The organism is Variovorax sp. PAMC26660, assembly GCF_014302995.1.
Lineage (GTDB): Bacteria > Pseudomonadota > Gammaproteobacteria > Burkholderiales > Burkholderiaceae_C > Variovorax.
On sequence record NZ_CP060295.1, the window covers coordinates 460,685 to 486,889 of the forward strand.

A 26,205-nucleotide genomic window follows, 5' to 3' on the forward strand; every position below is an offset into this window, starting at 1 on the left:
TCCTGATTTTTCTTGGGTGTCAGACGGCAAGTGCCGACGCATTCGGCATGCGAAAGCCGCAGGCATCGAGGCCGGCCGCCAACGTCGTCCGCTGCGAGGATTCGATTTCCACGAGCGGCGGACGCACGGCCGCCCAGCCGGCATCGCCAGTCTGGCGTGCAATGGTCGCTTTCATCGCAGCGATCATCGGCAGCTTCTGGAAGACGGCGCGCGTTTCGTTGAGGGCCTTCTGCTTGTCGTCGGCATCCGCTTCAGTCCAGTGTTCGTAGAGATTGACGATTGCCGCGGGGTTCACGTTGCCGGTCGCGGTGATGCAGCCCGCACCACCGCCGCGCAGCGTCGGCAAGAGAACCGTCTCCGTGCCGGCGAATACGTCGAAACCCTCGGGCTGGAATTCGCGCAGCATCGCCGCCGTGTTGTCCCAGTCGCCCGAGCTGTCCTTGATGCCGGCCACCGCATGTGGGTAGGCCTTGAGCAGGCGCTCGATCAACGCCAGGCTGATGCCGACCTGCGAGACCGGGGGGATGTGATACAGGTAGATGCGCAGGCGCTCGTCACCGACTGCATCGATCACCCGCGCGAAGCTGCGAAAAAGCCCTTCGTCCGACACCCCCTTGTAGAAAAACGGCGGCAGCATGAGCACGCCGGCACAACCCGCAGCCACGGCATGCCGCGTGAGTTCGATGGTGTCGCTGAGCGCGCAAGTTCCGGTGCCCGGCATCAAGCGGCCGGGGGAGATGCCGGCTTCGAGCAACGCATCCAGCAACGCGCGCTTCTCTTGAACGGTCAGCGAATTCGCCTCCGAGTTCGTGCCGAAGACCGACAGGCCCACACCTTGATCGAGCAGCCAGCGGCAATGCCTGACGAATCGCGGCACCGACGGAGAGAGATCGGCATCGAACGGTGTGAGCACTGGCGACAGCACGCCGCGCAGCTTCGGTGCGCTCATCGCACCACGCCCCATTGGCCGTACTTCTGCACCGCCTTCTCTTCGAATCCGAAGCCCAGCCCCGGGGTCTGATGCAGGATGACGCGACCGTTCTTGTGATCGAGCTGACGATCGATCAGGCGGCGGAAGTTCAGCACCTGGTCATCCCAGAAAAACTCCACGTAGCGCGCATTCGGCGTGGCGGCAACGAGCGGGGCGTGCACATCATGGAACCAGTGCGGGCACATCACCACGCCGTAGCTCGCTGCTGTTGCGGCAATGCGCTTCCACTCCGTGATGCCACCGCACACCAGCGCGTCGGTCTGCAGGATCGAAGTCGCGCCCTTGTCCAGCAGTTCCTTGTGATACCAGCGGCCGTACCCGATCTCCGCGGTCGCCACCGGAATGCGCGTCAGCCTCGCCAGCTTCGCGTGGCTCTCGATGTCGTCGGGGCCGAAGGGCTCTTCGATGAAGTACGGGTCGTAGGCCTCGAAGCGGCGGATGTACTGCATCGCCTGCGTGGTGTCGACCCAGCCGTTGTTGCAGTCCATCATCAGTTCAACGTCGGGCCCGACGGCATCGCGTGCCGCTTTCAATCGCGCTTCTTCTTCCTTGGGCGAGAGGCGGCCAGTCTTCATTTTCACGGCCTTGAAGCCCTTGTCGACATAGCTGGCCATCTCGTGGCCCAGCATCGCGGGCGTCTTGCCTTCGAGGTAGTAGCCGCCGCTGGCATAGGCCGGCACCGATTCAAGCTCGACCGCGCCCAGGTACTTGTGCAACGGAAGCTCGTGCGTCCTGGCGTTCAGGTCCCACAGCGCCGTGTCGAGCGCACTGATGGCGCGCATGACCGTGCCAGAGCGCCCTTGCAGCAGCGACTCCTGGTACATGGCGGACCACAGCCCTTCGACGGCGTAGGAGTCTTTGCCGATCAGCACAGGCGCGAGCAACTGCTCGACTGCGGCGGCAAACAGCGCACCGCCGGCGCTGCCCACATAGCAGAAGCCAATACCTTCCACGCCATCGTCGGAACGGACCTTGACGAGCCCGTAGTGGCGAACGCTGACAGTGCGGTTGGAGAACGACGTCACGCGGTCGAGCGGAATGGCGGCGGCGCAGAAATGGACGGATTGAATCTTCGGCAATGAGGTCTCCTGGTTGTGTCGAAGGAGATTCTGGGATTCCTCAAAGCAAAGAAAAATGGTTGTTCCATATCTTCTGAAGAAGTAAATTGTTTCTTCTGATGCGGGCACAGTCGGCCCGCACGCTTTGCACTTGGGGCATCAAACACCATGGATTCACGTTTTCTCCAGAGCTTCGTGTCGGTCGTCGAACTCGGGTCGATCGCCGAGGCGGCCCGCCATCTGGACATGACGCCCGCGACGATTGCGCAGCGCGTGCGCGCGCTGGAGGCGGACATCGGCAGCCAGCTCATCGTTCGCTCGGGGCGAACCGTCAGGCCCACGGTGTCGGGCGCACGCATCCTCGCGCGAGCGCGCAGCGTGCTGCGGGAGTTGCGGGACCTGCAGTCGGCAGCATCGGACACGGAGCTTCCCGCGGGGCCTCTGCGGCTCGGCGCCATTCCCACGGGGCTCATGGGCATCATCCCGCTGATCCTGAAGGACTGGGTGCGGCGCCATCCGCACATCGGTATCTACATCGAGCTGGGTTCGAGCACGGCGCTGTATGGCCGCGTGATGGCAGGCGAGCTGGATGCAGCGATCCTCGTGCACCCGACCTTCGAGCTGCCCAAGACCATCAACTGGCACTGCCTGCGTCACGAACCGCTGGTGCTGCTGACGCCTGCGCGCATGAAGGTCACGTCTGCGCTCGCCACGATCGCGCGCGAGCCGTTCATCCGCTACGACCGCCAGGTTGTCGGCGGCAAGATGGCCGACGACTACCTGCGCCAGCTCGGCATTCGCCCCAATGTTCGCGTCGAACTTGACGGCATCGAGTACATCGCGAAGCTGGTGGCCGAAGGGCTGGGCGTTTCGGTGCTGCCCGACTGGGCCGTCATCGGCGCGCCCAACCGCGAACTCAAGAAATGGCCGCTGCCCCCGCCCTGCCCCGTGAGGACCGTGGGCGTTCTCTGGCAACGCTCGACCGTGCGGGCGCCGTTGGTCGATGCACTGGTGGACATTGCGCGAGCGCACTTTCCACCACAAGCCGCAACGCGCTGAATACCTGGCTCCCCGAACACGGATCGAACGTGTGACCGGCGCGCTAACAGTGCGCTGCGTTCAACGCAACGAATCGAGCGTGAGCCGGCTCCGAATGCGGACCTCGAAAGCGCACCCACGCCCCGTCGGGTTCTGCGTCAGTTCGATCGTGCCGCCCATGCGCTGGCATGCCTGCCGCGCAATCGAAAGGCCCAGCCCCGTGCCTTGTGCCGACGTGCCCGATACGCGATGAAAGCGATCGAACACAAGCGCGTGTTCTTCCTGCGGAATGCCCGGCCCGCTGTCGACCACGGACAGCATTAGCACGCCGCCCTCGAGCCGCAGCGTCACCACCACATGCCCGCCCTCATCGACGTACTTCACCGCGTTGTCGAGCAGGTTGCGCAGCACCGATTCGTACAGCGGCACCGGCAGGCTGAAGCGCACGCTGTCGGGCGATTCGAGGATCAGCTCCAGCTGCCGGTTGGCCGCATCTTTCGCGGCCTGCGCCAGATACCGCCGCGTCAGCTCGGCCACATCGACGCGCTGCATCTCGGGGCGCGTCGAGCCGTCCATGGTCGCCAGCTCCAGCAGTTGCTGGATCAGGTGCGAGCCGCGTGCAATGGCGTGTTCGAGGTGCTGCGCCGCCTCCTGCCGTTCGGCCGGGTCGATGGAGCGCGACAGTACGTGGGCCTGCGCACCGATCACAGCCAGCGGCGTTCGCAGCTCGTGCGCCGCGTCGTTCACGAACGATCTCTCGCGATCGACCTTGCCTCGCAGCTGCGCCAGCAAATCTTCGAGCGCCTTCACGAGCGGTTTCAGCTCGGCGTACTTCGCATCGAAGCCCAGTGGTGAGAGGTCTTCCGCGCTGCGCAGGTGAATGCGCTCGCCAAGCATCCTCAACGGCTTGATGCCCTGTGCTGCGGCAATCCAGACGGGCGCAAGCACGAACGGAAACGCGATCAGAAAAGGCACGATGAGCGAGCTGCCGATGAAACCGAGCAGCCACGGGATGCCCGAGTGCGGCTCGCCCACCCACACCTGCCAGCGCGGGTTGCTCCCCTCGTAGAGCCAGTAACGCTGTTCGCCCAACTTGACGTCGACCATCTTTTCGGGGTCGCCCCGCACGGCCAGCCCCTCGATCTCCGGCGACACGTAGACCAGCTTTCCGTCGGTGTCCTTCAGCAGGAAGACCACCTTCCCAGGAAGATTGCCTTCCCCACGGCGCAGTTCGTTGATCATCTTCGCCATGGTGTCCATGACCGCTACCGCGACATCGTCACGCCTGACGCCGGCCAGCGCCCTGTTGAGTTCGCGGCCGGCGCGCACCACGCCGGAGTCGGTGTCCATGGTCCTTCGGAAGTCCAGGTACATGTAGGCCACGAGCACGGCCCATGCGAGTGTGAAGGCGAGCAGCAGCGACAGCGCCACGCGCCGCACCAGGCTGCGCTGGAACAGCCACTTCATGACACGAGCATGTAGCCGACGCCGCGAACTGTCTTGATGCGCTCGGCGCCGATCTTGCGGCGCAGGTTCGACACATGCACTTCGATGGCGCCGAAGTCGACCGGCTCGCCCAGCGGGTCGAGCCGCTGCGACAGCGTGCCCTTGGGAATCACCGCCCCGGGCTCGCGCGCCAGCTCCAGCACCAACTGGAATTCGCGCGGCGACAGGTCGAGCACCACGCCGCCGAGCCGTGCCACATGGCTGCGCGGTTCGATCTCCAACTCGCCGAAGGCCCACACGTCGCTGGCCTGGTGCGCGTAGCGCCGCCGCACGGCATGGATGCGCGCCACCAGTTCGGGCGTGGCAAAAGGCTTGACGACATAGTCGTCCGCGCCGCCGTCGAGCCCGGCCAACCGGTCTTCGAGCGCGGAGCGCGCGGTAATGACGACGATGGGCACCGTCACCCCGGAACGCCGCCAGCGCGAGAGCAGTTGCAGGCCCGACCCGTCGGGCAGGCTCACGTCGAGCAGCACACAGCCACAGGCGTCGCCCTCGAAGGATCGCGGAGCGTCCGCGATGCGGCGCAGCCACTCGATGCTGAATCCTTCGGCCTTGAGCGCTTGCGAGAGGGCCCGGCCCAGGTCCAGGTCGTCTTCGATGAGCAGGAGGTGCATGGCCGGATTGTCCATGCACCAACCTTAAGCATTGCCAAAGGTTCGGCGGCGAACAATGCGGCCTCTCAATGGAGTTTTGCGTGGTCCCCGTCTTCAGAATCTCGAAGCACCGTTCGCTTCTGGCAGCGATTCTGGTCGCCATGGCGCTCTCCGCCTGCGGCGACGGCGAAGGGCTGCCCGCAGCCACAGCGCCGCGCCCCGACGAGGTGGTGGTACATGGCGCTCCTGTGGCACATGCGCAGGATGCGACCGGCAAGCACGGCCTCGACAACGACCCGCGTGCCAAGCCGCTCCTGCTTCAACTGCGCTGCCGGCTCAGCCGCTGCAGCCTGATCATGCGGTTGAAGCGGTCGGGCCTGCTGCGCGCACTGCTGAAGTAACTGCCGGCGCGTGCCCCCGTCCTTCTTGCGGGCAAGACCCTGCGCGGCCACAGCGAGGCTACAGAATGGCGCTCATGCGAAACCACTTGAACATGAAGGCCCCGACTCTGCAACGCGCCTACCTGCTGCTCATCGCCGCCCTTGTCCTCATCGGCTGCTGGATTGCGCCGGTCGATGCGCCCGCGCGCGAGCAGGTCAACAACGGCTTGAAACGCGCACTGACCACCTTTGCGGCGGCGCGCGCATTGGGCGCCGTGGTGTCGGTCGCGCAAGGCACGCAGGTCGATGCCACGCCGGGCGGCGTCGGTGTGAGCTTTGCGCCGGGGCAGGCGCTGAAGCCGTTGAACGAACTGATCGAGCAATTCGCGGCCATCATGCTGGCGGCCAGCGTGTCGTTCGGCATCCAGCTGGTGTTGTTGAACATCGGCGCGCATCACCTGATGTCCTACCTCGTCTGTGCTGTCGCGCTCGCCTGGATCGTGGTGCGCTGGCGGCACGGCCGCTCGCCGCGCTGGCTGCAGTCGGCGCTGATCGGCCTGCTGCTGGTGCGCTTCGCGGTGCCGCTCAGCGCAGTAGCGAACGAGGGCATCTACCGCGTGTTCATGGCGAACGAGTACCAGACTGCACTGTCGGGCATCGAGAAATCACCGACTGCCGTGGTCGACGCCACGCAAGAAGCACCCATCGCGCAGGAAGGCTGGAAAGACCGCATCGAACGCTGGCTGCCGAAACTCCCCAACCTGAAGGCGACCTACGAGCAGATCCTGAAGTCGGCTTCGGACTGGGCCGAGCGCATCGTGAAGCTCATTGCGCTGTTCGTGCTGCAGACCATCGTGCTGCCGCTGGCTTTCCTGTTCCTCGCATGGCGGCTCGCGCGGGCCGCCATCCGGGAGCCCGTTGCGCGGAATGCTTTTGCTTAGCGTTTCCGGCAAGACGTAGCAAACTGGGGACCCGACGCACCACCGAGGTCTCCCCATGCGCATCCGCGAACTCGCCACCGGCCTGCAGTTTCCCGAAGGCCCGATTGCCATGGATGACGGCTCGGTGTTGCTGGTCGAAATCGCACGCGGCACGCTCACGCGCGTGCGCGCCGACGGGCTGGTGCAGGTGGTCGCCGATCTGGGTGGCGGCCCGAATGGCGCGGCCATCGGGCCCGATGGCGCGGTCTATGTCTGCAACAACGGCGGGTTCAGGTGGCACACCGAGGCCGATGGCCTCCTGCGGCCCGTGGGCCAGGCCGCCGACTATTCGGGCGGACGCATCGAGCGCGTCGATCTGAACACCGGCCGCGCCGAGCGCCTGTACGACACGGTCGAAGACGGCGCGCTCTGCGGCCCCAACGACATCGTGTTCGACGCGCAGGGCGGCTTCTATTTCACCGACCTGGGCAAGACGCGCGAGCGCGACATGGACCGTGGCGGCCTGTTCTACGGCCACACCGATGGCAACGCCGCCCACGTGATCGCCCGGCCCGTGATGACGCCCAACGGCATCGCCCTCTCGCCCGATGGCAACACGCTCTACTACGCCGAGACCGAAGGCGCACGCGTCTGGGCCTTCGACATCACCGCACCGGGGCGTGTGCGCAAGGACGGCTGGCCTTCGCCACATGGCGGCCGCATGCTGTGCGCCTCGCCGGGCGGGCACTACCAGCGCTTCGATTCGATGGCGGTCGATGCGCTCGGAAACCTGTGCGTGGCGACGCTGCTGCACGGCGGCATCAGCATCGTCTCGCCAGATGGCGGCACCATCGAGCACGTGCCGCTGCCCGACCGCTACACCACCAACATCTGCTTCGGCGGGCGCGACCGGCGCACGGCCTACGTCACGCTGTCGGGTAGCGGAAGGCTGATCGCCATCGACGACTGGCCCACGCCCGGGCTCGCGCTGAACTTCGAGGCCTGAACAGACCGCCCGGGCCGCCTCGTCAATCGCGCGTAAACCGCTGCACACGCTTGCCGTTGTCGACCTCGCCTGCGTAGAGGTTGCCGCGCGAGTCGATCGCGAGGTCGTGCACCCAATGGAACTCGCCCGCATACCGGCCCGGCCGGCCCAGCGTGCCGGCCACTACGCCGGTGCTGCGGTCGAGCGTCAGCACCTGGTTGTTGCGGCCGTCAGCCATGAAGAGCCACCTCTGTTGCGCATCGCGCGAGATCACCATGTCCCACACCGAGCCGTTGCCGGCCGTGGCGGGCTCGACCATGAATTCCTTGATGAAGCTGCCGTCCTTTTTGAAGATCTGCACGCGGTTGTTGAGCCGGTCGCACACATACACGAGCCCATCGCGCGCGACGCGCACGCAGTGCACTGGCGTGCCGAACTGCTGGAGCTGGGCCTGCATGGGAGGCGACGTGCGGCGCGCCTGCGGCTTCTCGGCATCGCTGGGCGGGCGGCCGTAGGCGCCCCAATGGCGCTTGTAGGCGCCGGTGTCGGCATCGAACACGATGATGCGGCGGTTCTGGTAGCCGTCGGCCACGTACACCTCGTTGGCCGCACCGTCGACCTCCACGCCCGCAGCTTTGCCCAGGCGGGTGGTGTCGGCGCTGCCGGTCTGCGGCCCGACCTTGCCGATCTGCAGGACGAACTTGCCGTCGCGCGTGAACTTGAGCAACTGGCCGTCGTTGTCGCCGTTGCCGGTGATCCAGACGAAGCCCTTGGCATCGACGTGAATGCCGTGCTCGTTGCCCGGCCAGTCATAGCCGGCACCGGGGCCGCCCCATGAACGAAGCAGCCGGCCCACGGTGTCGAACTCGAGCACCGGTGGCGCAGGCAGGCAGCACTTGGACTGCGGCGGCGTGGCGGCTGCGCCGGCCTCGTCCTCGGAAAGGCTGCGCGGGCGCTGCAACACCCAGATGTGATCTTCGGTGTCCACGGCCACGCCGCTGACCTGGCCGAGGATCCAGCGGTTGGGCAATGGCTGAGGCCACGACGCGTCGACGTGGAACGACGGTGCGCCGGCGGTGTTGTTGCCGGGTGCCGCGCAGCCGGCAGTGAGGATCGCAGCAGCCGTGCAGGCCAGCACGACGCCCAGGCGCCTTGCGGCAATAAATGCAGTGGTACTCATCTGTCTTGTCTCCTTCTTGTTGATCTCGCCGAGCAGCGCAATGCCTGTGCGCATCAATCCAATGATGCGCCGGTGAGCTTCACAAGGCCAGCGTAGCGCTCGAGCTCGGACTTCCAGAAGGCGGCGAAGCTCGCGGCGTCGCCGGGTCGCACTTCGGCGCCGATGTCGGACAGCCGCTTGCTCAGGTCACCGCTCTTGAAGGCCGTCTGCACCGCCGCGTTGAGCCGCTCGACCACGGCGGGTGGCGTGCCCGCCGGTGCGGCCAGGCCATACCAGGCATTCATGTGCATGCCCTTGATCCCCAGCTCCTCGAAGGTTGGCACGCCCGGCAGCATGGGATGGCGCCTTTCCGAGGCAACGGCGATGGCGCGGATCTTTCCGCCCTTGACCTGACCGTAGGCACCCGTGTCGAGCATGTAGTCGAGCTGGCCCGCCATCACGTCGGTCAGCGCCGGCGAACTGCCCTTGTAGGGCACGTGGATGACGTCGATGCCGGCCACCGATTTGAAGAGCTCGCCCGCCAGATGCGCCGAGTTGCCGACGCCGCCCGAACCGAAGGACAGCGTGCCCGGCCTGGCCTTGGCGGCATTGACGATGTCCGCGGGCGTCTTGTAGGGCGACCCGGCCGCCACCACCATCACGCTCGGGATGACAGCCAGGGATGCGACCGGCGCGAAGTCCTTGATCGGGTCGAAGCCGGTGCGCTTGTAGAGGTAGGGGTTGGCGGAGTTGGTCGAGCTCGTGGCCAGCAGCAGCGTGTAGCCGTCGTGCGGCTGCCGCACGAACTGCTGCGTGCCGATGTTGCCGCCCGCGCCGGCAATGTTGTCGACGATGACGGGCTGCCCCAGCTGCACACGCAAGGCTTCGGCCACCGAGCGGCCCACCGAGTCGGTCGCACCGCCCGCAGGCCATGGAACGATCAGGCGGATGGACTTTTGCGGATAGGTTTGCGCAAAGGCCAGGGGTGCGGATGCAGTGGCGGCCAGCGCGAAAGCACACGCGCAGAGCCTGAGGACGGTTCGCTTGTTCATGGGTTTTGTCTCCTGGGGGGTCTTCGTTGTTCTGGCCGCGGCGCGGCCGCGCCTCAGTGCAGTCCGAGGCGATGCAGGGTGTCGGTCAGGCCGAGCAGTTCCGCCGTGGAGCTTCCGTTCGCGATCGCGCGGCGGAATCCGGCCTCCTTCTCCTCGCGGGCCAGTGCGCTCGCCAGCACGAGGTCGACGGCATCGCGCTCGACCATCACGAGGCCGTCGCGGTCGCCGACGACGATGTCGCCCGGCCGAACCACCGCATCGCCGATGCACAAGGGCACGTTCAACAGTCCGGGCTGATGCTTGCCGGTGCCCTTGATCGACAGCCCCCGGCAGAACACCGGAAAGCCCATGCGCACGATGGCCTCGGCATCGCGCACCGCGCCGTGGATGACGAGGCCCGCCACGCCGCACGCCAAGGCCGCTTGCGTCAGCACGTCGCCCCACGGGCCGGCCTCCATGAAGCCCTTGGCATCGACCACCAGCACGTCGCCCGGCTTCGCCTTGAGCAGCGCGTAGTGCAGCATGAGGTTGTCCGCGGGGCGAATGTCCACGGTGAGGGCCGGGCCCACGAGGCGGCTGGCGGGATCGAGCGGCTTCAGTCCGCTGTCGAACGCGCCGCGCGCCCCCTGCGCTTCGTAGACGGTGGCTGCGCCCAGCTGACGCAGGCGCTCAAGGGCGTTGTCATGTGATTCTTGTCTCATGGGTGCGGATGATCACCCGATGAACTCCTGAACGATATTGCCGTTTTCTGCGGATATCTTCAGATATCTTGAAGTTCTACGACATCGGCCGGACTGACGCCAGGGTTTTGAGCATCGAAGCGACCAGCGGGCCCTCCTCGTCGGCGCGCGTCACGGCCACGACCGTGGTGCACGCCTTGAGTTCCGCCAGCTTGACGAAGGCCACGTCGCTCTGCCCGCGCTGCGCCACCGAGGCGCCGACGACCGCATAGCCCAGGCCCGCTGCGACGAGTCCGAGCGCGGTGTGAATCTCGATGGCTTCGTGCCCCACGCGCGGTTCGACACCTGCCTCGCGCAACCGCGCAATCACTTGCTGCGCGAAGGAGCTCTGCGGGTCCTTGGGGTAGCTGATCAGCGGCAACTTCGACAGCTCGGCCAGCGAGACTCTGCCGCGCTTGGCCGACCGGTGATCCGCGGGAACGACAACGGCGAACGGATCATCGAAAAGCGTCACATGCCGCAGGTCCGCGGGCGGCTCCGGCGGCGCGGCAAAGCGCGACAGGCCGATGTGAATGCGTCCGCTGCGCAGCTGCGCCGGCTGGTGTTCGGACAGCAGTTCGACCAGTTCCAGCTTGACGTCGGGGTGCTTGTGCCGAAAGGCCCGCACCGCGGCCGGCACGACGGAGTTGAGCAGCGAGCGAACAAAGCCGATGCCGAGCCAGCCGCTCTTGCCGGTGGCCACGTCGCGGGTCTCTTCTTCCAGCCTTTGGCCGTTGGCCAGCAATTCCCTGGCCCGAGGCAGGAAGAACAGCCCGAGCGGCGTCAGCGTCATGGGCTTGGCGGTGCGATCGAACAAGGCACCGCCGAGACCTTGCTCGAGTTGAGCGATCTGCATGCTGATGGCGGTGGGCGCGACGAACAGGCGCTCTGCAGCGCGTGAGAGAGTGCCGCTGTCGACCACCTCGCAGAAGTAGCGCAATTGACGAAAGTTCATGGCGGGGGATCGTGCCACGGGCACGCGGCCCCAGGGTGGATGCAAACCCGTGCAGGCAGTCGTCAGGAAAGGCTAGGACACCACCTGGTAGTACAGGTTCTGCGGGTGCTTGGCCTGCGCGAAGAAGAACCAGCGCTCGGCCAGCAGGCCCGGCGCCTGCACCAGCACCGCGAACAGCCACGGCCACACGGCGCTGCTCATCAAACCGCACACCAGCAGCAGCGCCGGCAGCACGAAGGCCAGCAGCAGGAAGCCGAGCTTCATGTTCTTGAGCGCGGCGAGCGATGCACCGTGGAAGAATTCGCGCGTGTTGAACGACCCGGCCGACATGCCCATCGACTTCTGCACCAGCTTTTCGGTACGGATGCCCGTGGCCGATTGCAAGGTCGACTTGTGGCGAATGCCGGCGTTGCGCCGCAGTGCCTGCCCGCGCGCCGCCCATGCCGCCAGGGTGGCGACCAGCGCGCACGGCCCGAAGACCTGCACGAAGCGCACCTCACCGGCCACTGCCGCCATCGCGCACGCCAGCACCAGCCCCGACGACAACCCGATCAGCGTGAAGTTGACGACGGTCAGCGGATGCGCCCACTCCTCGATGAAGCGCAGGCACGCGTAGATCATCGCCGTGCAGTACCAGAGTGCGAGGCAACCGCACAGCACCAGCACCGGCAGCAGCCACGACCACGGTGCATCTGCGCCCAACTGCAAGGACAGCCACCACAGCGCCACCAGCGCGATGAAGCCCGGCAATACGATCACTTCGCGCGACATCCACGAAGTGCGCCACATCAGCACCGCACGCCATGCGCGGGTCTTGCGGCCCAGGTGCATGAACGACGCGGCCAGGCCGGCCACGAGCAGCACCTCGGCCACGCCCAACGCCAGCGTCAGGAAGCCCGGTGCCATCTCCAGACCGAACAGCGCGCCGAGTGCGAGCGTGAACACCAGCCCCTGCGCCGCACCGGCGAGCGTGGTGAAGAAAAGAATCGAGAACGCGGGATGCATGCGGCTACTCCCGCGCGTCGGTCGACGGCGTGATGTGGCGCGGCAGGTACTGGTTGGCCGGGTTGGTTTCCCACTCGGGCATCAACTGGTAGCCGCCGCGTTCGCGGATGGCCTTCGACACGTCGGAGTCCGGATCTTTCACGTCACCGAAGATGCGCGCGCCGGTCGGGCAGGCCTTGACGCAGGCGGGCTTGCGGTCTTCCTTGGGCAACTGCTCGTCGTAGATGCGGTCGACGCACAAGGTGCACTTGGTCATGACCTGGCGTTCTTCGTCCAACTCGCGTGCACCGTAGGGGCAGGCCCATGCGCAGTACTTGCAGCCGATGCACTTGTCGTAGTCGACCAGCACGATGCCGTCTTCCTTGCGCTTGTAGCTCGCGCCTGTGGGGCACACGGGCACGCACGGCGGGTCTTCGCAGTGCAGGCAGCTCTTGGGGAAGTGGATGGTCTCGGTGGCCGGGAAGGCGCCGGCCTCGTAGGTCTGCACGCGGTTGAAGAAGGTGCCTGTGGGATTGGCGGCGTAGGGGCGCTCGTCGGCCAGCGGTCCGGCGCTGCCGGAGGTGTTCCATTGCTTGCAGGACGTGACGCAGGCGTGGCAGCCGACGCAAACGTTGAGGTCGATGACGAGGGCGAGTTGCTTGGCGAGCGTCTCGCCCTGCTCGGCGCGTTTGGACCCCGTATGACTCCCTCCCCTCCCGGGGGAGGGGAGGGGTGGGGGCGGCGGCGCATCAACTGCGGGCCGCACTTCAATGAAGGCCGTCGTGCCCCCACCCCAACCCTCCCCCGGAAGGGGAGGGAGCAAGACCGGGGACGGCGCCGCGATCAGGTCTTTCAGCCACTGCATCATTTCCTGCCCCGCCCCGCAAAGTACGTCAACACACTCGCCGCCTTCCCCAACACCCCAGGCGCACTCGGCATGCTCGCCATCTGCGGAAAAGTCTCTTCAGGTTCCCCAGGTTCCGCCGGCCGTATCCGCACCCGCACGTCATACCAGCCGGCCTGCCCGGTGATCGGATCCGAATTGCTGATGCGTCCGCTCGCCGTTCCCGCGAAGGGCAGCTCTTCGCTGATCAGGTGATTCAGCAGGAACCCCTTGCGCGCCTCGTCCGACCCCGGCGCCAGTTGCCATGCGCCATCGGCCTTGCCGATCGCATTCCAGGTCCACACCGTCCCCGGCTCCACGGCCTCGCTGTAGCGCAGCATGCAGCGCACCTTGCCCCACTGGCTCTCGACCCAGCACCAGCCGCCGTCGGCAATGCCTGCTGCCTGCGCGGTGAGCGGATTCACGTGCAGGTAGTTGTGGCTGTGAATTTGCCGCAGCCAGGCGTTCTGCGAATCCCACGAGTGGTACATCGCCATCGGGCGTTGCGTCAGCGCGTTGAGCGGATACGCATCGAGATCGGTCGCGGCCTCTTCGAGCGGCGGATACCAAAAGGGCAGCGGGTCGAAGTAGGTGTCGATGCGTTCGCGCAATGCATCGGGCGGTTGCCGGCCGGTGCTCTTTCCCTGCGCCGCGAGCCTGAAGCTCTGCAGCGTGTCGGAATACAGCGCCAGTTGCACCGGGTCGTTGCGCTGGCGCCAGCCCTTGCCTTTTGCGAAGTCCAGGTACTCCCGGTTCCAGTTGCGCATGTAGTGCATGGTCTCGGGCATGTGGTACTGAAACACGCAGTTGTTCTGCGCATAGGCTTCCCACTGCTTGGGGTTCGGCGCGCCGCGCAGATGCTCGGTGCCGTCCTTGCCGCGCCAGCCCATCAGGAAGCCGATGCCCGGCTGTGGCTCGAAGTTGACGACGAAGTCCGGGTAGCCGGTGTACTTGCGCCCACCCTCGGGCGTGGTGAAGGCCGGAAACTTCAGGCGCGAGGCCAGCTCGATCAGCACTTCCTGGAACGGCCTGCACTCCCCTGTCGGTGGCACCACCGGCACGCGCACCGAATCGACCGGTCCGTCGAACTCCGAGATCGGGCGATCGAGCATGCCCATCACGTCGTGGCGTTCGAGGTAGGTGGTGTCGGGCAGCACCAGGTCGGCAAAGGCCACGGTCTCGCTCTGGAAGGCATCGCACACCACGAGGAAGGGAATCATGTGCTCGCCCTTCTCATCCTTGCGGTTGAGCATCTCGCGCACGCCCATGGTGTTCATGCTGGAGTTCCACGCCATGTTGGCCATGAAGATCATCAGCGTGTCGATGCGGTAGGGGTCGCCCTTCACCGCGTTGGTGATCACGTTGTGCATGAGCCCGTGTGCCGACAGCGGGTGTTCCCACGAGAAGGCATGGTCGATGCGGATCGGCGAGCCGTCGGGGTTGATCGCCAGCTCTTCCGGGTTGGCCGGAAAGCCCAGCGGCGCCGCGTTGAGCGGCGTGTTCGGCTGGATCATGCCGGGGTCGTTGAAGGCCCGGTAATTGGGAACGATGTGGCGCGGGTACGGCGCCTTGTGCCGAAAGCCGCCCGGCGCGTCGATGGTGCCGAGCACGCTCATCAGCACCGCCAGCGCGCGCACGGTCTGGAAGCCGTTGGAATGGGCCGCCAGCCCACGCATTGCATGAAAGGCCACAGGGCGCGCCTGCGTGGTCGGATGTTTCTTGCCCCACGCATCGGTCCACGGAATGGGCAGCTCGAAAGCCTGCTTGAGCGCCGTCTCGCCCATCTCGCGCGCCAGCTTGCGGATGCGCGCGGCGTCGATGCCGGTGATGGCCTGCGCCCACTCGGGCGTGCAGCTCGCCACGCGTTCGCGCAGCAACTGGAACGATGGCGCGACGCGCGTGCCATCGGCCAGCGTGTAGTGGCCTTCGAGGGCAGGGTCGCAACCCTCTTCAATGCCTTCGGGGTATGCGGGCTTCACGCTGCTGCTTGTCTTGTCCCACACCAGCTTGTTGTGCGGATGCCGTCCGTCGCCCGGCGGACCGCGCTCGGGATCGAAGGCGAACAGCCCTTCGCGCTCGCAGTCGTCCAGCACCACGAGCTGCGGCGCGTTGGTGAAGCGCTTCAGAAACGCGTGGTCCACCAGTTCATTGCCGATCAGCTCGTGCAGCAGCGCCATGAACAGCGCGCCATCGGTGCCCGGCTTGATCGGAATCCACTCGTCGGCGATGGCCGAGTAGCCCGTGCGAATCGGGTTGATCGAGATGAAGCGCCCGCCCGCCCGCTTGAACTTGCTGATCGCAATTTTCATCGGGTTGCTGTGATGGTCCTCGGCCGTGCCGATCATCACGAACAGCTTGGCGCGTTCCAGGTCGGGCCCACCGAATTCCCAGAAGCTGCCGCCGATGGTGTAGATCATTCCCGCGGCCATGTTGACCGAGCAGAAACCGCCGTGCGCCGCATAGTTGGGCGTGCCGAACTGCCGAGCGAACAGGCCGGTGAGCGCCTGCATCTGGTCGCGCCCCGTGAACAGCGCGAACTTCTTCGGATCGGTCGCGCGGATGTGGCCGAGGCGCTCGGTCAGCATGCCGTAGGCGCGCTCCCAGCTGATGGGCTCGAACTCCCCCGCCCCGCGTTCGCTGCCGGCCTTGCGCAGCAGCGGCTGCGTGATGCGCGCGGGCGACACCTGCTTCATGATGCCCGACGAGCCCTTGGCGCAGATCACGCCCTGGTTCAGCGGATGGTTCGGGTTGCCGTCGATGTAGCGCACCTCGGGGCCCTTCTCGCCCTCGCGCAGATGCACGCGGATGCCGCAGCGGCAGGCGCACATGTAGCAGGTGGTGGTCTTGACCTCGGTGTCGGCCGTGGGCGTGGGGGCCGACAGCGGATCGTGCACGGGCTCGCGGGACAGGAAACTGAACACTGGCGGTCCTTTGTTTTCAAGCGGGGGCTGCGCCGATGCTAGGGGTCTTCCATCAAACGAAAAAGCGCAGAATATTGCTCACGATGACCGGAAAAACAGATCAGCAATCCGCCCAGCGGCTGCGCCTGAACCTGCGCCAGCTCGAAGTGTTCGTGGCCACCGCGCGTGGCGGCAGCACCCGTGCCGCGGCCGACCGCATCGCGCGTTCCCAGTCGGCGGCAAGCAGCGCGCTCGCTGACCTGGAAGCGTCCGTCGGCGCCCTCCTGTTCGACCGCATCGGCCGCCGGCTGGTGCTCAACGAAAACGGCCGCGCGCTGTTGCCCAAGGCGCAGGCGCTGCTGGATCAGGCCAGCGACCTGCAGGCACTCTTCAGCGGCGAGCATGCGGCGCCACTGCGCGTGGCGGCCAGCTTCACCATCGGCGAATACCTGCTGCCCGAACGCTTGTCGCAATGGACCGCCCTGCATCCTCAGAGCCAGGTGCGCCTGCACATCGCGAACACGCGCGACGTGATCGAGGCGGTGGCGGGCTTCGACGTGGATGTCGGATTCATCGAAGGGCCGCAGACACACCCCGACCTTGTCGTGCGTGCATGGCGCGAAGACGAACTGGTGATCGTGGCCGCGCCCGGCCATGCGCTGGCGAACCGCGTCGCCACCCACCGGCAACTCTCGCAAGCCACCTGGGTGCTGCGCGAGCACGGCTCGGGCACGCGACAGGTGACCGATGCATGGCTGATCCAGAACCTCGACCAGGTGCGTGTGGGCTTCGAGCTGGGCAGCACCGAGGCCATCAAGCGCGTGGTGGCCTCAGGCACCGGGCTGGCCTGCCTCTCACGCTACACGGTGGCGCAGGCGCTGGAAGACGGCCACCTGATCGAGCTGCGCACGCGCTTGCCCGCCGGCGTCCGGCGGCTGGCCACGGTGATGCACCGCGACAAGCTGCTGGGCCGTGCCACCGCCGACTTCCTTCGCCATTGCGGGGCGACCGTGCCACGCTTTGCGGCCACTGCGGTGTTGCGCTGAGGCTGGCGGCCGCTCAGGCTTTTGCCATCAGGCGCCTTGCGCGTGCAGCACTTGCGCCGTGTGATGCGCAATGACGGCCTCTTCGTCGGTGCGCAGCACCCAGGCGCTGACCGGGCTCTCGGGCGTGGTGAGCCGTTGCGCGCCATCTTGGCGGCTGCGGTTGGCGGCGGCATCGACATTCACGCCCAGCCATTCGCAGTCTTCGAGGATGCGTTCACGCAGCCCGGCGGAGTTCTCGCCGATGCCGCCGGTGAACACGATGGCATCGACACCACGCAGCGCTGACGCCAGGCTGCCCATGTGCTGCACCACCTGTTCGACGAAGTGCCCGATGGCCTCGGCCGCGGCGGGTTCGACGGACGCTTCGAGCGCGCGCATGTCGCTCGACACGCCCGACATGCCGAGCAGGCCCGATTCGCGGAACAGCAGCGTCTCGACCTGGTCGGCCGACATGCCGCGCGAGCGCATCAGGTACAGCACCACGGCCGCATCGATGTGGCCGCAGCGCGTGCCCATGGTGAGGCCGTCGAGCGGAGAAAAGGTCATCGTGGTGGCCACCGAGCGACCTTGCGCAATGCCGCACATCGAGGCGCCATTGCCCAGGTGCGCGACGATCACGCGCTGCTGCGCCAGCTCGGGCGCCACATGCACGAGCTGCGCCACGATGGATTCGTAGGAAAGCCCATGGAAGCCGTAGCGCCGAACGCCCGCATCGTGCAGCGCACGCGGCAATGCGAAGCGGCGGTTGACCTCGGGCTGCACCGCGTGGAAGGCGGTGTCGAAGCACGCCACCTGCGGCACGCTCTCGAAGGCCGCCGTTGCCGCGCGCACGCCGGCCAGGTTGTGCGGCTGGTGCAGCGGTGCCAGCGGTTCGAGTTGGGCCAGTGCTTCGAGCACCTGCGCATCGATGCGCACCGGCGTAACGAAATCCGTGCCGCCATGCACGATGCGGTGCCCGACACCGGCAATGCGCCAGCCGTCGCCCTGCTGTGCATGCCAGTCAAGCAGCGCCGCGAGCGCGCCCTGGTGCGAAGCCTGCGCGCCATCGAGTGCGGCGTCGTGCAGGGTGTTGCCCTGCGCATCGCGCACGCGCAGCCGCGCCTTCAGTCCGGCACCCAGGCCGTCGGCCTGGCCCGACCACAGCGCCGCCGGCAGAACGCGACCATCGCTGCGTGCCTCATCGCCCGCATCGAACAGCGCGACCTTGATCGACGACGATCCGGCGTTGAGTGTCAGCAGCGCATCGGCCATGGGATGTTCAGACGTAGTCCTTGTACTTGTCGAGGAATCGTACAGGCTTGGCCAGCGCGTCGCGGCGGAACGGGTCGCCCAGCTCGCGGGTGCACATGATCTCGATCACGCAGGTCTTGCCTTCGTTCATCTGCATGTCGATGGCCTTCTTCAGCGCGGGGCCCACGTCTTCGAGCTTGTCGACCACGATGCCCTCGGCGCCCATGGCCTTGGCGATGCCCGCGAAGCTTTCGCTTTCGAGTTCGCCCGCGACAAAACGGCGGTTGTAGAAGTCGACCTGGTTCTTCTTCTCGGCGCCCCACTGGCGGTTGTGAAAGACCACGGCGGTCACCGGAATGTCGTGGCGCACGGCCGTCATGATCTCGACCATGCTCATGCCCCAGGCGCCGTCGCCGGCGTAGGCCACGGCCGGGCGGTCGGGTGCGGCGCACTTGGCACCGATCATGGTCGGCAGCGAGTAGCCGCAGTTGCCGAAGCTCATCGGCGCGAAGAAGCTGCGCGGCTCCTCGAAGCGCAGGTAGCTGTTGGCAATCGCGTTGATGTTGCCGATGTCGGTGGAGACCATCACACGCGGCGGCATGGCTTTTTCAAGCTCGCGCAGCACCTGGCGCGGGTGCAGGTAGCTGCCGCCGGTGGGTGTCTTCTCGCCCTTGGCTTCCTCGATGGCGTCCAGGCTGTATTGGTCACGCTCGTGGGTCCACTCGTCGAGCTCTTTTTCCCACGCAGCCTTTTCGGCCTTGATCTTGTCGGCGCGCTCGGCCTTGGTGGCGTCGCAGGCCAGCGTCTTGCCCTGCAGGCGCTTGAGCAGTTCCTTGGCCGTGGCCTTGGCGTCGCCATGGATGCCGACGGTGATCTTCTTCACCAGACCGAGGTTGGTGTGGTCGGCCTCGACCTGGATGATCTTCGCGTCCTTCGGCCAGTAGTCCATGCCGTGCTGCGGCAGCGTGCCGAAGGGGCCCATGCGCGAGCCGAGCGCGAGCACCACGTCGGCCTGCGCGATCAGCTTCATCGCGGCCTTGGAGCCCTGGTACCCCAGCGGACCCGCCGCGAGCGGGTGGCTTGCGGGGAAGGAGTCGTTGCGCAGATAGCCGTTGGCCACCGGCGCGCCCAGGCGCTCGGCCAGTGCCTTGCACTCTTGCACCGCATCGCCCATGACCACGCCGCCACCCGAAAGAATCACCGGGAACTTGGCCGAGGCCAGCAGTTCGACCGCAGCGTTCAGGCTGTTCTCGCCGCCCGCGCCGCGCTCCACGCGCATCGGCTTCGGAATTTCGGTGGTGATCTCGCCGTAGAAATAGTCGCGCGGAATGTTGAGCTGCGTCGGGCCCATCTCGGAGATGGCGCGGTCGAAGCAGCGCGCCGTGTACTCGGCCATGCGCTTGGGGTTGTTCACATGGCCCTGGTACTTGGTGAACTCCTGGAACATCGGCAACTGGTTGGCTTCCTGGAAGCCGCCCAGGCCCATGCCCATGGTGCCGGTCTCGGGCGTGATCATCACGACCGGGCTGTGCGCCCAGTAGGCGGCCGCGATGGCCGTCACGCAGTTGCTGATGCCGGGGCCGTTCTGGCCGATGACGAGGCCGTGGCGGCCCGACACGCGCGCATAGCCGTCGGCCATGTGGGCACCGCCCTGCTCGTGCACCACCGGAATCAGGCGGATGCCGGCGGGCGCGAAGATGTCCATCGCGTCCATGAAGGCCGAGCCCATGATGCCGAAGATGTCGGTCACGCCGTTGGCGACCATGGTCTCGACGAAGGCCTCGGAGGGCGTCATCTTCTGCACGCCGGTAACGGCTTCACGGGCGGGTGCGGCGGGTTTCTTCTGGCTCATGGAAGGCGTCTCCTGGAGGGATGGGGGTTGTTCGGCAACTCGAAAAGTCGGAACCTCTTGTTCCGAAATTCATTCCGGCGGAATATAGGACGGCATCGCGGCGGCGTCAAACAATTTACAAAAAACGGTACGCCTTGTCTTGTTTTTTGCAAAAAGACTATGATCCGGCCCCATGAAGATCGTCAAAGGGCTCACGCCAGAGGCCACCGAACCGGCGGGTGACACACCCACCATGCGGCTGTTCGCGCTGCTCGAAGTCATGGCCGCGAAAGACCTGCGCTATTCGCTGCAGGGCCTGGTCGAAGAAACCGGCCTGCCCAAGCCCACGCTGCACCGCATGCTCCAGCAGCTCGAAGGCGCGGGCCTGCTGCAGCGCGAAGGCGACGGGCGCCATTACGGCATCGGCACGCGGCTGCGGCGGTTGGCCGAGAACCTGCTGCTCAACGACAGCCTGCACGGTGCGCGCCATACGGTGCTGCGTCAACTGGTCGAAGAGATCGGCGAGAGCTGCAACCTCACGGCGTTGTCGGGCAGCGAGGTCGTGTACCTCGACCGCGTGGAGACCGCCGCGCCGCTGCGCTTCTACCTGCACTCGGGTTCGCGCGTGCCGGTGCACTGCTCGGCCAGCGGTAAGATTTTTCTCTCGCAGATGAGCCCCGCGCAGCGCCGCCGCCTGCTGTCGAATGCGCCGCTGGAGCCCTACACACCCAAGACACTGACCGACCCGGAAGTGCTGGAGAAGGAAGTGCAGCGCGTGCGCAAGAGCGGTTTTGCCATCGACAACGAAGAGTTCCTGCCCGGCCTGCTGTGCATTGCCGCGCTGGTGCCTTCGGGCGACGACGCCCCTTCCAATCTCTGCATCGCGGTGCAGGCGCCGATCATGCGGCTCGATGCGGCCAGGGCGAAGACGCTGCTGCCGGCATTGCAGCGCGCCGCGCTGGCGCTGAGCCGCATCGACACCGACGCCGGCGCCGACCGCGCGCTGGCCTGAGCCCCATCCGTCCGATATCGAAAGACCACCGTGACCGACACCGCAGACCTTCGGCCCGACCGCATGCTGAGCGTGCGCGAGGTGTTCGGCATCGACACCGACCTGCAGGTGCCCGCCTTCAGCGAACGCGACGACCATGTGCCCGAGGTCGATGCGGTGTACCGCTTCAACCCCGACGTGACGCTCGCCATCCTCGCGGGCTTCACGCGCGACCGGCGCGTGATGGTGCAGGGGCTGCACGGCACCGGCAAGTCGACCCACATCGAACAGGTGGCTGCGCGCCTGAACTGGCCCTGTGTGCGGCTGAACCTCGACGGCCACATCAGCCGGCTCGACCTTGTCGGCAAAGACGCGGTGGTGCTGCGCGAAGGAAAACAGGTCACCGAGTTCCAGGAAGGCATCGTGCCCTGGTCGCTGCAACGGCCCGTGGCGCTGGTCTTCGACGAGTACGACGCGGGCCGGCCCGACGTGATGTTCGTCATCCAGCGCATCCTGGAGCGCGACGGCAAGTTCACGCTGATGGACCAGAACAAGGTGCTGCGGCCGCACCCCTTCTTCCGGTTGTTCGCCACAGCCAACACAGTCGGCCTGGGCAACCTCAACGGCCTGTACCACGGCGCGCAGCGGCTGAACCATGCGCAGATCGATCGCTGGAACATCGTCGCCTCGCTCAACTACCTGCCGGCCGATGAAGAAATAGCCATCGTGCAAGCGCGCGTGCCGTCGCTGGCCGACGATGCGGGACGCAAGCTCGTCGCGCAGATGGTGGCCGTGGCCGACCTCACGCGCAAGGGCTTCGCGGCGGGTGACCTGTCGACGCTGATGTCGCCGCGCACGGTCATCACCTGGGCCGAGAACGTCGAGATTTTCAAAGACCCGGCACTGGCGTTCAGGCTCTCGTTCGTCAACAAGTGCGACGACGCCGAGCGACCACTGGTCGCCGAATACTTCCAGCGCTGCTTCGACCAGGAGCTGAAGGAGTCGCACCAACTCTCGCCGGGCGCGCAGCCATGACCGACACGCCCGCGAGCGCGATGCAGCGCCGCGTGCGGCAAGAGGAACTGGTGGCCGAGCTGTGCGCGGGCGTGGTGCGGGCCTTCAGCGGCGAGCGCGACCTGCACTTTCGCGGGCGCCGGTTGCATCGTGGTCGCACCGCGCTGCCGTGGTTCGCACCGCATCTGCACCCGTCGCCTGAGACCGACGACTTTGCGTCTTTCCGCGGCGTGGCCGATGGGCTGGCGCTCCGGCTCACCGACTCCGATGCAGCACTTCATGAACGCCTGCGCCCCGAAGAGCCGGTCGAGCGCATGGTGTTCGAGATGCTCGAACAGTTCCGCGTCGAAGCGCTCGTGCCCGAAGTCATGGCCGGCATGCGCCACAACCTGCGGCACCGACACGAGCAGTGGTCGCTCGCCTTCCACCATTCGGGCCTGACCGACACCGCACGCGGCCTGCTGCTCTATGCCGTGGCCCAGATCTGCCGCGCCCGCGTGAACGGTCAGCAGGTGGTGGAAGAAACCGAAGACATGCTCGAAGCCACGCGCTTCGCGCTCGCACCGCTGATCGGCCATGCACTCGCAGGACTGCGCAAAGATCGTGCCGACCAGGCCGCCTACGCCGTACACGCACGGGCCATCGCACGCACCATCGCCACCATGCTGCACGAGGCCGGCGACGAAGGCAGCGACACCGCGCGCGATGCGCACGTCGACGACAAGCGCAGCGTGTTCAGCCTCGTCGCCGACATGGACCAGGAGATCATCGAGCGCTTCACCACCGCCGAGTCGGGCCGCAGCGCCGTGCTCGACGATGCGGGTGGCGCCTACCGCGTCTTCACCACCGCCTACGACCGCGAGCACGATGCCGCCACGCTCGCGCGCAAGGAGGTGCTCGCCGATCTGCGCGAAAAGCTCGACCGCCGCATCGCCGCGCAGGGCGTGAACATCGCCCGCCTGGCGCGCGAACTGCGCGCGCTGCTGGCCGAGCCGACACGTGACGGCTGGGACGGCGGGCAGGAAGAAGGCCTGATCGACGGCCGCCGGCTCGCACAACTCGTGGCCTCGCCCACCGAACGCCGCCTGTTCCGCACCGAGCGCATGGAGCCGGTCGCCGACAGCGTGGTCACCTTCCTGATCGACTGCTCGGGCTCGATGAAGGAGCACGCCGAATCGGTCGCGATGATGGTCGACGTGTTCGCGCGCGCCCTCGAACAGGCCGGTGTGACCAGTGAGGTGCTGGGCTTCACCACCGGCGCATGGAACGGCGGCCGTGCACAGCGCGAATGGGTACGCGCAGGCCGTTCGGCCCACCCCGGCCGCCTGAACGAGCGCAGCCATCTCGTCTTCAAGGCCGCAGCCACGCCGTGGCGGCGCGCACGGCCTGCAATGGCGGCGCTGCTCAAGGCCGATCTGTTCCGAGAAGGGATCGACGGCGAGGCGGTCGACTGGGCTTGCACGCGCCTTCGCCAACGCACGGAAGAACGCAAGCTGTTGCTCGTGATTTCCGATGGCTCGCCGATGGACAGCGCCACCCACCTCGCCAACGATGCGCATTACCTCGACCACCATCTGCGTGATGTGGTTGCACGGCAGGAGCAACGCGGCGACATCGCGATTTCCGGCATCGGCGTGGGTCTGGACTTGAGTCCGTACTACAGCCGCAGCCATGTGCTGGACCTTGCTACCTCGGCGGGCAACACGATCTTTCGCGAAGTCATCGAGCTCATGGCTGGGTGGCATCGGCGCTGAGATTGTTCGGGGTACGTGCGAATGACACCAGGTGCTCCCCTGTGCGAATGTCCCCCGCTTCGCTCCTCCTTTATTTCGCTGCGGGGAGCACCTGGTGTCATTCGCACAGGGGCACGCTGCTGGTGTGCAGCCGATCAACGACCGCTCTGTCCAAAGCTCACGTCGATACGGGGCTCTTTTTCGCGAAATAAAGGAGGAGCGAAGCGGGGGACATTCGCGAAAAAGAGCACCGTGTCGGCGTGAGCGACGCCCTGAACTGCAGCGGCCCTCCAAACCCACAAAGGCAGCCAAGAAAAGCAAAGCTCCGTTCCCCCGATTGACAAAGAGCCCCAAGGGTTCTTACATTGCGTTTCACATCCGAGAACGCTGTTCCGATATTTGGAACATCCAAAGAGGGTTCGAATGGATTCCACGTTAGCCAAGGGTCTGGCCGCCATCGAATGGATGACGCGCCAGCAGCGCGACTGCCGCGTCACCGACCTGGCCCAGGCCTTCGGCATGGCGCGCAGCAACGCGCATCGCACGCTGCAAACGCTCGTCGAGTGCGGCTGGGCCGTGCAAGACCCCGACACCAGCGCCTACCGCCCCAGCCTGCGGCTGTTCGAGTTGGGCGCACTGGTCGGCGAGGCGGCCGATGTCGGCGCACTGCTGCGCCCCCACCTGGCATTGCTCGCGCAGGCCACCGGCGAGACCATCCATCTCGCAGTGCTCGACCGCGCCGAAATCGTCTATCTCGACAAGTTCGACAGCCCGCTGCCCGTGGCCGCCTACTCGCGCGTCGGCGGTCGTGCGGCGGCTTATTGCGTAGCCTCCGGCAAGGCCCTGCTGGCGGCGGCTTCGCTCGACGTGCCCGCACTCCAGCAGCGGCTGGGCACGCTGGTCGCACACACGAAGAACAGCATCACCGACTTCGATGCCCTCTTCTCTGAACTGGAGCGCACACGCACACGCGGCTACGCCGAGAACCGCGAGGAATGGCGCCTTGGTGTCTGCGGCCTCGGCGTGCCGGTGTTCAACGCGCGCGGTGAAGCGATCGCAGCCGTGGGTATGAGCGTGCCGTCGATCCGCTTCGCGCGGACGCAGGCGCGCGAGTTGGCCGACCACATCAGGGCCTGCGCACGCGACGCCAGCATCACGCTGGGCTACCGCGCCAGCCCCGAGCCCGCGGCAGGGCAGCAGCTCCCGACATCCATCACAAAGAGAAGGAGACTCGAATGAACCTGTTCCTCGCCCCCTGGCTGCGCGCGGGCCTGCTGGCCGCCGCGGCCCTGGCAGCGCCCTTCGCCACGCAGGCACAACACGCCGGCGACTACCCGACCAAGCCGATCCGCCTCGTCGTGCCCTACCCGCCCGGCGGCGGCACCGACGTGATCGCGCGCATCGTGCAGGAGCGCTTTTCGAGCCTGCTGGGGCAACAGGTGCTGATCGACAACCGCGGCGGCGCGGCCGGCTCCATCGGCACCGAGGTCGTGGCCAAGTCGGCGCCCGATGGCTACACGGTGCTGTTCACGCTGTCGTCGCACACCATCAACCCGGCCATCTACAACAAGCTGAGCTTCGACACGGCGAAAGACTTCGCGCCTGTCGGCATGGTCGCCTCGCTGCCGCAGATCCTGGTGGCCAACAACCAGTTCGCACCGAACACGGTGGCCGAGCTGGTCGCACTGGCCAAGGCCAAGCCCGACAGCATTTCTTTCGCGTCGGTGGGCAATGGCTCGCCGGGGCACCTGGCGGGCGAGCTGCTCAAGCTGCGCACCGGCACGCAGATGACGCACATCCCGTACCGCGGTGGCGGCCCGGCCGTGACCGATGTGATGGGCGGGCAAGTGCCGCTGCTGTGGGTGTCGATTCCGGCCGCCGCGCAGTTCGTGAAGGCCGGCAAGCTCAAGGCACTCGCCGTGTCGACCACCAAGCGCAGCGCGGCCTTTCCCGACGTGCCGACGATGCAGGAAGCCGGCGTGCCCGATTTCGATGTGGACTCGTGGTACGCGGTGTTCGTGCCGGCAAAGACGCCGCAACCCGTCATCGACAAGCTCAATCGCGTCATCAACATCGTGGTGAAAGAACCCGAAATCCGCGACAAGCTGCTGGCGCAAGGCAGCGAAGGCGTCGGCGGTACGCCGGGGCAGCTTGGCAAGGTCGTGAGCACGGAACTCGTGCGCTGGCAGAAGCTCGCCAAAGAGGCCAACATCAAAGTCGATTGATCGACAAAGACA

Annotated in this window: 23 protein-coding genes; 10 read left to right on the forward strand and 13 right to left on the reverse strand. The window is 66.5% G+C overall.

The features are described from left to right. Nucleotides 1–19: 19 nt before the first annotated feature. Together H7F35_RS02155 and H7F35_RS02160 are read right to left on the reverse strand one after the other, a co-directional pair. On the reverse strand, nucleotides 20–949 hold the full coding sequence (locus H7F35_RS02155; RefSeq protein WP_187111347.1) for a dihydrodipicolinate synthase family protein: 930 nt from the start codon (nucleotides 947–949) through the stop codon (nucleotides 20–22). Next, a complete protein-coding gene (locus H7F35_RS02160) occupies nucleotides 946–2,070 on the reverse strand; it encodes a mandelate racemase/muconate lactonizing enzyme family protein (protein WP_187111348.1) in 1,125 nt (374 codons plus the stop codon). The genes H7F35_RS02155 and H7F35_RS02160 overlap by 4 nt, the downstream gene beginning before the upstream one ends. 147 nt (nucleotides 2,071–2,217) lie before the next feature. Between H7F35_RS02160 and H7F35_RS02165 the strand changes: the two genes are divergently transcribed. Next, on the forward strand, nucleotides 2,218–3,108 hold the full coding sequence (locus H7F35_RS02165; RefSeq protein WP_187111349.1) for a LysR family transcriptional regulator: 891 nt from the start codon (nucleotides 2,218–2,220) through the stop codon (nucleotides 3,106–3,108). A gap of 60 nt (nucleotides 3,109–3,168) precedes the next feature. On the opposite strand, the gene H7F35_RS02170 is transcribed toward H7F35_RS02165, so the two are convergent. Continuing rightward, nucleotides 3,169–4,554, reverse strand: coding sequence for a sensor histidine kinase (locus H7F35_RS02170; RefSeq protein ID WP_187111350.1), 1,386 nt, complete (start codon nucleotides 4,552–4,554; stop codon nucleotides 3,169–3,171). Beyond that, entirely contained in the window at nucleotides 4,551–5,207 is a 657-nt protein-coding gene (locus H7F35_RS02175) for a response regulator transcription factor (RefSeq protein WP_187111351.1), read from the reverse strand. Before H7F35_RS02175 ends, H7F35_RS02170 begins: the two co-directional genes overlap by 4 nt. A 140-nt stretch (nucleotides 5,208–5,347) precedes the next feature. On the opposite strand from H7F35_RS02175, the gene H7F35_RS02180 reads away from it, so the two are divergent. The 3 genes from H7F35_RS02180 to H7F35_RS02190 all read left to right on the forward strand — a co-directional run bounded on the left by H7F35_RS02180 (nucleotide 5,348) and on the right by H7F35_RS02190 (nucleotide 7,492). Continuing rightward, nucleotides 5,348–5,587: a hypothetical protein gene (locus H7F35_RS02180; protein WP_187111352.1), complete on the forward strand. Its 240-nt coding sequence runs from the start codon at nucleotides 5,348–5,350 to the stop codon at nucleotides 5,585–5,587. Nucleotides 5,588–5,679: 92 nt separating this feature from the next. Beyond that, nucleotides 5,680–6,507 (forward strand): hypothetical protein, encoded by an 828-nt coding sequence (locus H7F35_RS02185; protein WP_187111353.1) that lies wholly within the window; start codon nucleotides 5,680–5,682, stop codon nucleotides 6,505–6,507. Between the two features lie 55 nt (nucleotides 6,508–6,562). Next, nucleotides 6,563–7,492, forward strand: coding sequence for an SMP-30/gluconolactonase/LRE family protein (locus H7F35_RS02190; protein WP_187111354.1), 930 nt, complete (start codon nucleotides 6,563–6,565; stop codon nucleotides 7,490–7,492). Nucleotides 7,493–7,514: 22 nt separating this feature from the next. Here the strand turns inward: H7F35_RS02190 and H7F35_RS02195 are convergent, their stop codons facing one another. From H7F35_RS02195 to H7F35_RS02225, 7 genes are all read right to left on the reverse strand, one after another. Further along, on the reverse strand, nucleotides 7,515–8,651 hold the full coding sequence (locus tag H7F35_RS02195; protein WP_187111355.1) for a hypothetical protein: 1,137 nt from the start codon (nucleotides 8,649–8,651) through the stop codon (nucleotides 7,515–7,517). 53 nt (nucleotides 8,652–8,704) lie between these two features. Then, nucleotides 8,705–9,682, reverse strand: a complete 978-nt coding sequence (locus tag H7F35_RS02200) for a Bug family tripartite tricarboxylate transporter substrate binding protein (RefSeq protein ID WP_187111356.1) — start codon at nucleotides 9,680–9,682, stop codon at nucleotides 8,705–8,707. A 53-nt stretch (nucleotides 9,683–9,735) separates the two neighbouring features. Next, nucleotides 9,736–10,383, reverse strand: coding sequence for a 4-carboxy-4-hydroxy-2-oxoadipate aldolase/oxaloacetate decarboxylase (locus tag H7F35_RS02205; protein WP_187111357.1), 648 nt, complete (start codon nucleotides 10,381–10,383; stop codon nucleotides 9,736–9,738). Nucleotides 10,384–10,459: 76 nt separating this feature from the next. Beyond that, entirely contained in the window at nucleotides 10,460–11,356 is an 897-nt protein-coding gene (locus tag H7F35_RS02210) for a LysR family transcriptional regulator (RefSeq protein WP_187111358.1), read from the reverse strand. 72 nt (nucleotides 11,357–11,428) lie between these two features. Further along, a complete protein-coding gene (locus tag H7F35_RS02215) occupies nucleotides 11,429–12,361 on the reverse strand; it encodes a dimethyl sulfoxide reductase anchor subunit family protein (protein WP_187111359.1) in 933 nt (310 codons plus the stop codon). Between the two features lie 4 nt (nucleotides 12,362–12,365). Beyond that, nucleotides 12,366–13,208 (reverse strand): 4Fe-4S dicluster domain-containing protein, encoded by an 843-nt coding sequence (locus tag H7F35_RS02220; RefSeq protein ID WP_410010756.1) that lies wholly within the window; start codon nucleotides 13,206–13,208, stop codon nucleotides 12,366–12,368. Beyond that, complete coding sequence (locus H7F35_RS02225) at nucleotides 13,205–16,144, reverse strand: molybdopterin oxidoreductase family protein (protein WP_187111360.1); 2,940 nt, start codon at nucleotides 16,142–16,144, stop codon at nucleotides 13,205–13,207. Before H7F35_RS02225 ends, H7F35_RS02220 begins: the two co-directional genes overlap by 4 nt. Nucleotides 16,145–16,227: 83 nt before the next feature. Here H7F35_RS02225 and H7F35_RS02230 point away from each other — a divergent pair, with 83 nt between their 5' ends. Beyond that, entirely contained in the window at nucleotides 16,228–17,169 is a 942-nt protein-coding gene (locus H7F35_RS02230; RefSeq protein ID WP_187111361.1) for a LysR family transcriptional regulator, read from the forward strand. 27 nt (nucleotides 17,170–17,196) lie between these two features. On the opposite strand, the gene H7F35_RS02235 is transcribed toward H7F35_RS02230, so the two are convergent. Together H7F35_RS02235 and xsc are read right to left on the reverse strand one after the other, a co-directional pair. Next, entirely contained in the window at nucleotides 17,197–18,420 is a 1,224-nt protein-coding gene (locus H7F35_RS02235; RefSeq protein ID WP_187111362.1) for an acetate/propionate family kinase, read from the reverse strand. Nucleotides 18,421–18,427: 7 nt separating this feature from the next. Beyond that, nucleotides 18,428–20,251, reverse strand: a complete 1,824-nt coding sequence (gene xsc, locus H7F35_RS02240) for a sulfoacetaldehyde acetyltransferase (RefSeq protein ID WP_187111363.1) — start codon at nucleotides 20,249–20,251, stop codon at nucleotides 18,428–18,430. A 172-nt stretch (nucleotides 20,252–20,423) separates the two neighbouring features. Here xsc and H7F35_RS02245 point away from each other — a divergent pair, with 172 nt between their 5' ends. The 5 genes from H7F35_RS02245 to H7F35_RS02265 all read left to right on the forward strand — a co-directional run bounded on the left by H7F35_RS02245 (nucleotide 20,424) and on the right by H7F35_RS02265 (nucleotide 26,193). Continuing rightward, nucleotides 20,424–21,242, forward strand: coding sequence for an IclR family transcriptional regulator (locus tag H7F35_RS02245; protein WP_187111364.1), 819 nt, complete (start codon nucleotides 20,424–20,426; stop codon nucleotides 21,240–21,242). 30 nt (nucleotides 21,243–21,272) lie between these two features. Beyond that, nucleotides 21,273–22,256, forward strand: coding sequence for an AAA family ATPase (locus tag H7F35_RS02250; protein WP_187111365.1), 984 nt, complete (start codon nucleotides 21,273–21,275; stop codon nucleotides 22,254–22,256). Further along, nucleotides 22,253–23,989 (forward strand): cobaltochelatase CobT-related protein, encoded by a 1,737-nt coding sequence (locus tag H7F35_RS02255; RefSeq protein ID WP_187111366.1) that lies wholly within the window; start codon nucleotides 22,253–22,255, stop codon nucleotides 23,987–23,989. The genes H7F35_RS02250 and H7F35_RS02255 overlap by 4 nt, the downstream gene beginning before the upstream one ends. Before the next feature lie 402 nt (nucleotides 23,990–24,391). Then, nucleotides 24,392–25,207 (forward strand): IclR family transcriptional regulator, encoded by an 816-nt coding sequence (locus H7F35_RS02260; protein ID WP_187111367.1) that lies wholly within the window; start codon nucleotides 24,392–24,394, stop codon nucleotides 25,205–25,207. Continuing rightward, the gene (locus tag H7F35_RS02265; protein WP_187111368.1) at nucleotides 25,204–26,193 is read left to right on the forward strand and encodes a tripartite tricarboxylate transporter substrate binding protein; all 990 of its coding nucleotides are present in this window, start codon (nucleotides 25,204–25,206) and stop codon (nucleotides 26,191–26,193) included. Before H7F35_RS02260 ends, H7F35_RS02265 begins: the two co-directional genes overlap by 4 nt. Nucleotides 26,194–26,205 lie beyond the last annotated feature (12 nt).

Bases quoted from the DNA above. Each gene is read 5' to 3' on its own strand.
- H7F35_RS02175 (WP_187111351.1), bottom strand. From the start codon at position 5,207: ATGCACCTCCTGCTCATCGAAGACGACCTGGACCTGGGCCGGGCCCTC.
- H7F35_RS02185 (WP_187111353.1), top strand. From the start codon at position 5,680: ATGAAGGCCCCGACTCTGCAACGCGCCTACCTGCTGCTCATCGCCGCC.
- H7F35_RS02235 (WP_187111362.1), bottom strand. From the start codon at position 18,420: ATGGCCGATGCGCTGCTGACACTCAACGCCGGATCGTCGTCGATCAAG.
- H7F35_RS02155 (WP_187111347.1), bottom strand. From the start codon at position 949: ATGAGCGCACCGAAGCTGCGCGGCGTGCTGTCGCCAGTGCTCACACCG.
- H7F35_RS02255 (WP_187111366.1), top strand. From the start codon at position 22,253: ATGACCGACACGCCCGCGAGCGCGATGCAGCGCCGCGTGCGGCAAGAG.
- H7F35_RS02220 (WP_410010756.1), bottom strand. From the start codon at position 13,208: ATGATGCAGTGGCTGAAAGACCTGATCGCGGCGCCGTCCCCGGTCTTG.
- H7F35_RS02230 (WP_187111361.1), top strand. From the start codon at position 16,228: ATGACCGGAAAAACAGATCAGCAATCCGCCCAGCGGCTGCGCCTGAAC.
- H7F35_RS02165 (WP_187111349.1), top strand. From the start codon at position 2,218: ATGGATTCACGTTTTCTCCAGAGCTTCGTGTCGGTCGTCGAACTCGGG.
- H7F35_RS02190 (WP_187111354.1), top strand. From the start codon at position 6,563: ATGCGCATCCGCGAACTCGCCACCGGCCTGCAGTTTCCCGAAGGCCCG.
- H7F35_RS02210 (WP_187111358.1), bottom strand. From the start codon at position 11,356: ATGAACTTTCGTCAATTGCGCTACTTCTGCGAGGTGGTCGACAGCGGC.
- xsc (WP_187111363.1), bottom strand. From the start codon at position 20,251: ATGAGCCAGAAGAAACCCGCCGCACCCGCCCGTGAAGCCGTTACCGGC.
- H7F35_RS02265 (WP_187111368.1), top strand. From the start codon at position 25,204: ATGAACCTGTTCCTCGCCCCCTGGCTGCGCGCGGGCCTGCTGGCCGCC.
- H7F35_RS02260 (WP_187111367.1), top strand. From the start codon at position 24,392: ATGGATTCCACGTTAGCCAAGGGTCTGGCCGCCATCGAATGGATGACG.
- H7F35_RS02170 (WP_187111350.1), bottom strand. From the start codon at position 4,554: ATGAAGTGGCTGTTCCAGCGCAGCCTGGTGCGGCGCGTGGCGCTGTCG.
- H7F35_RS02205 (WP_187111357.1), bottom strand. From the start codon at position 10,383: ATGAGACAAGAATCACATGACAACGCCCTTGAGCGCCTGCGTCAGCTG.
- H7F35_RS02180 (WP_187111352.1), top strand. From the start codon at position 5,348: ATGGCGCTCTCCGCCTGCGGCGACGGCGAAGGGCTGCCCGCAGCCACA.
- H7F35_RS02195 (WP_187111355.1), bottom strand. From the start codon at position 8,651: ATGAGTACCACTGCATTTATTGCCGCAAGGCGCCTGGGCGTCGTGCTG.
- H7F35_RS02245 (WP_187111364.1), top strand. From the start codon at position 20,424: ATGAAGATCGTCAAAGGGCTCACGCCAGAGGCCACCGAACCGGCGGGT.
- H7F35_RS02215 (WP_187111359.1), bottom strand. From the start codon at position 12,361: ATGCATCCCGCGTTCTCGATTCTTTTCTTCACCACGCTCGCCGGTGCG.
- H7F35_RS02200 (WP_187111356.1), bottom strand. From the start codon at position 9,682: ATGAACAAGCGAACCGTCCTCAGGCTCTGCGCGTGTGCTTTCGCGCTG.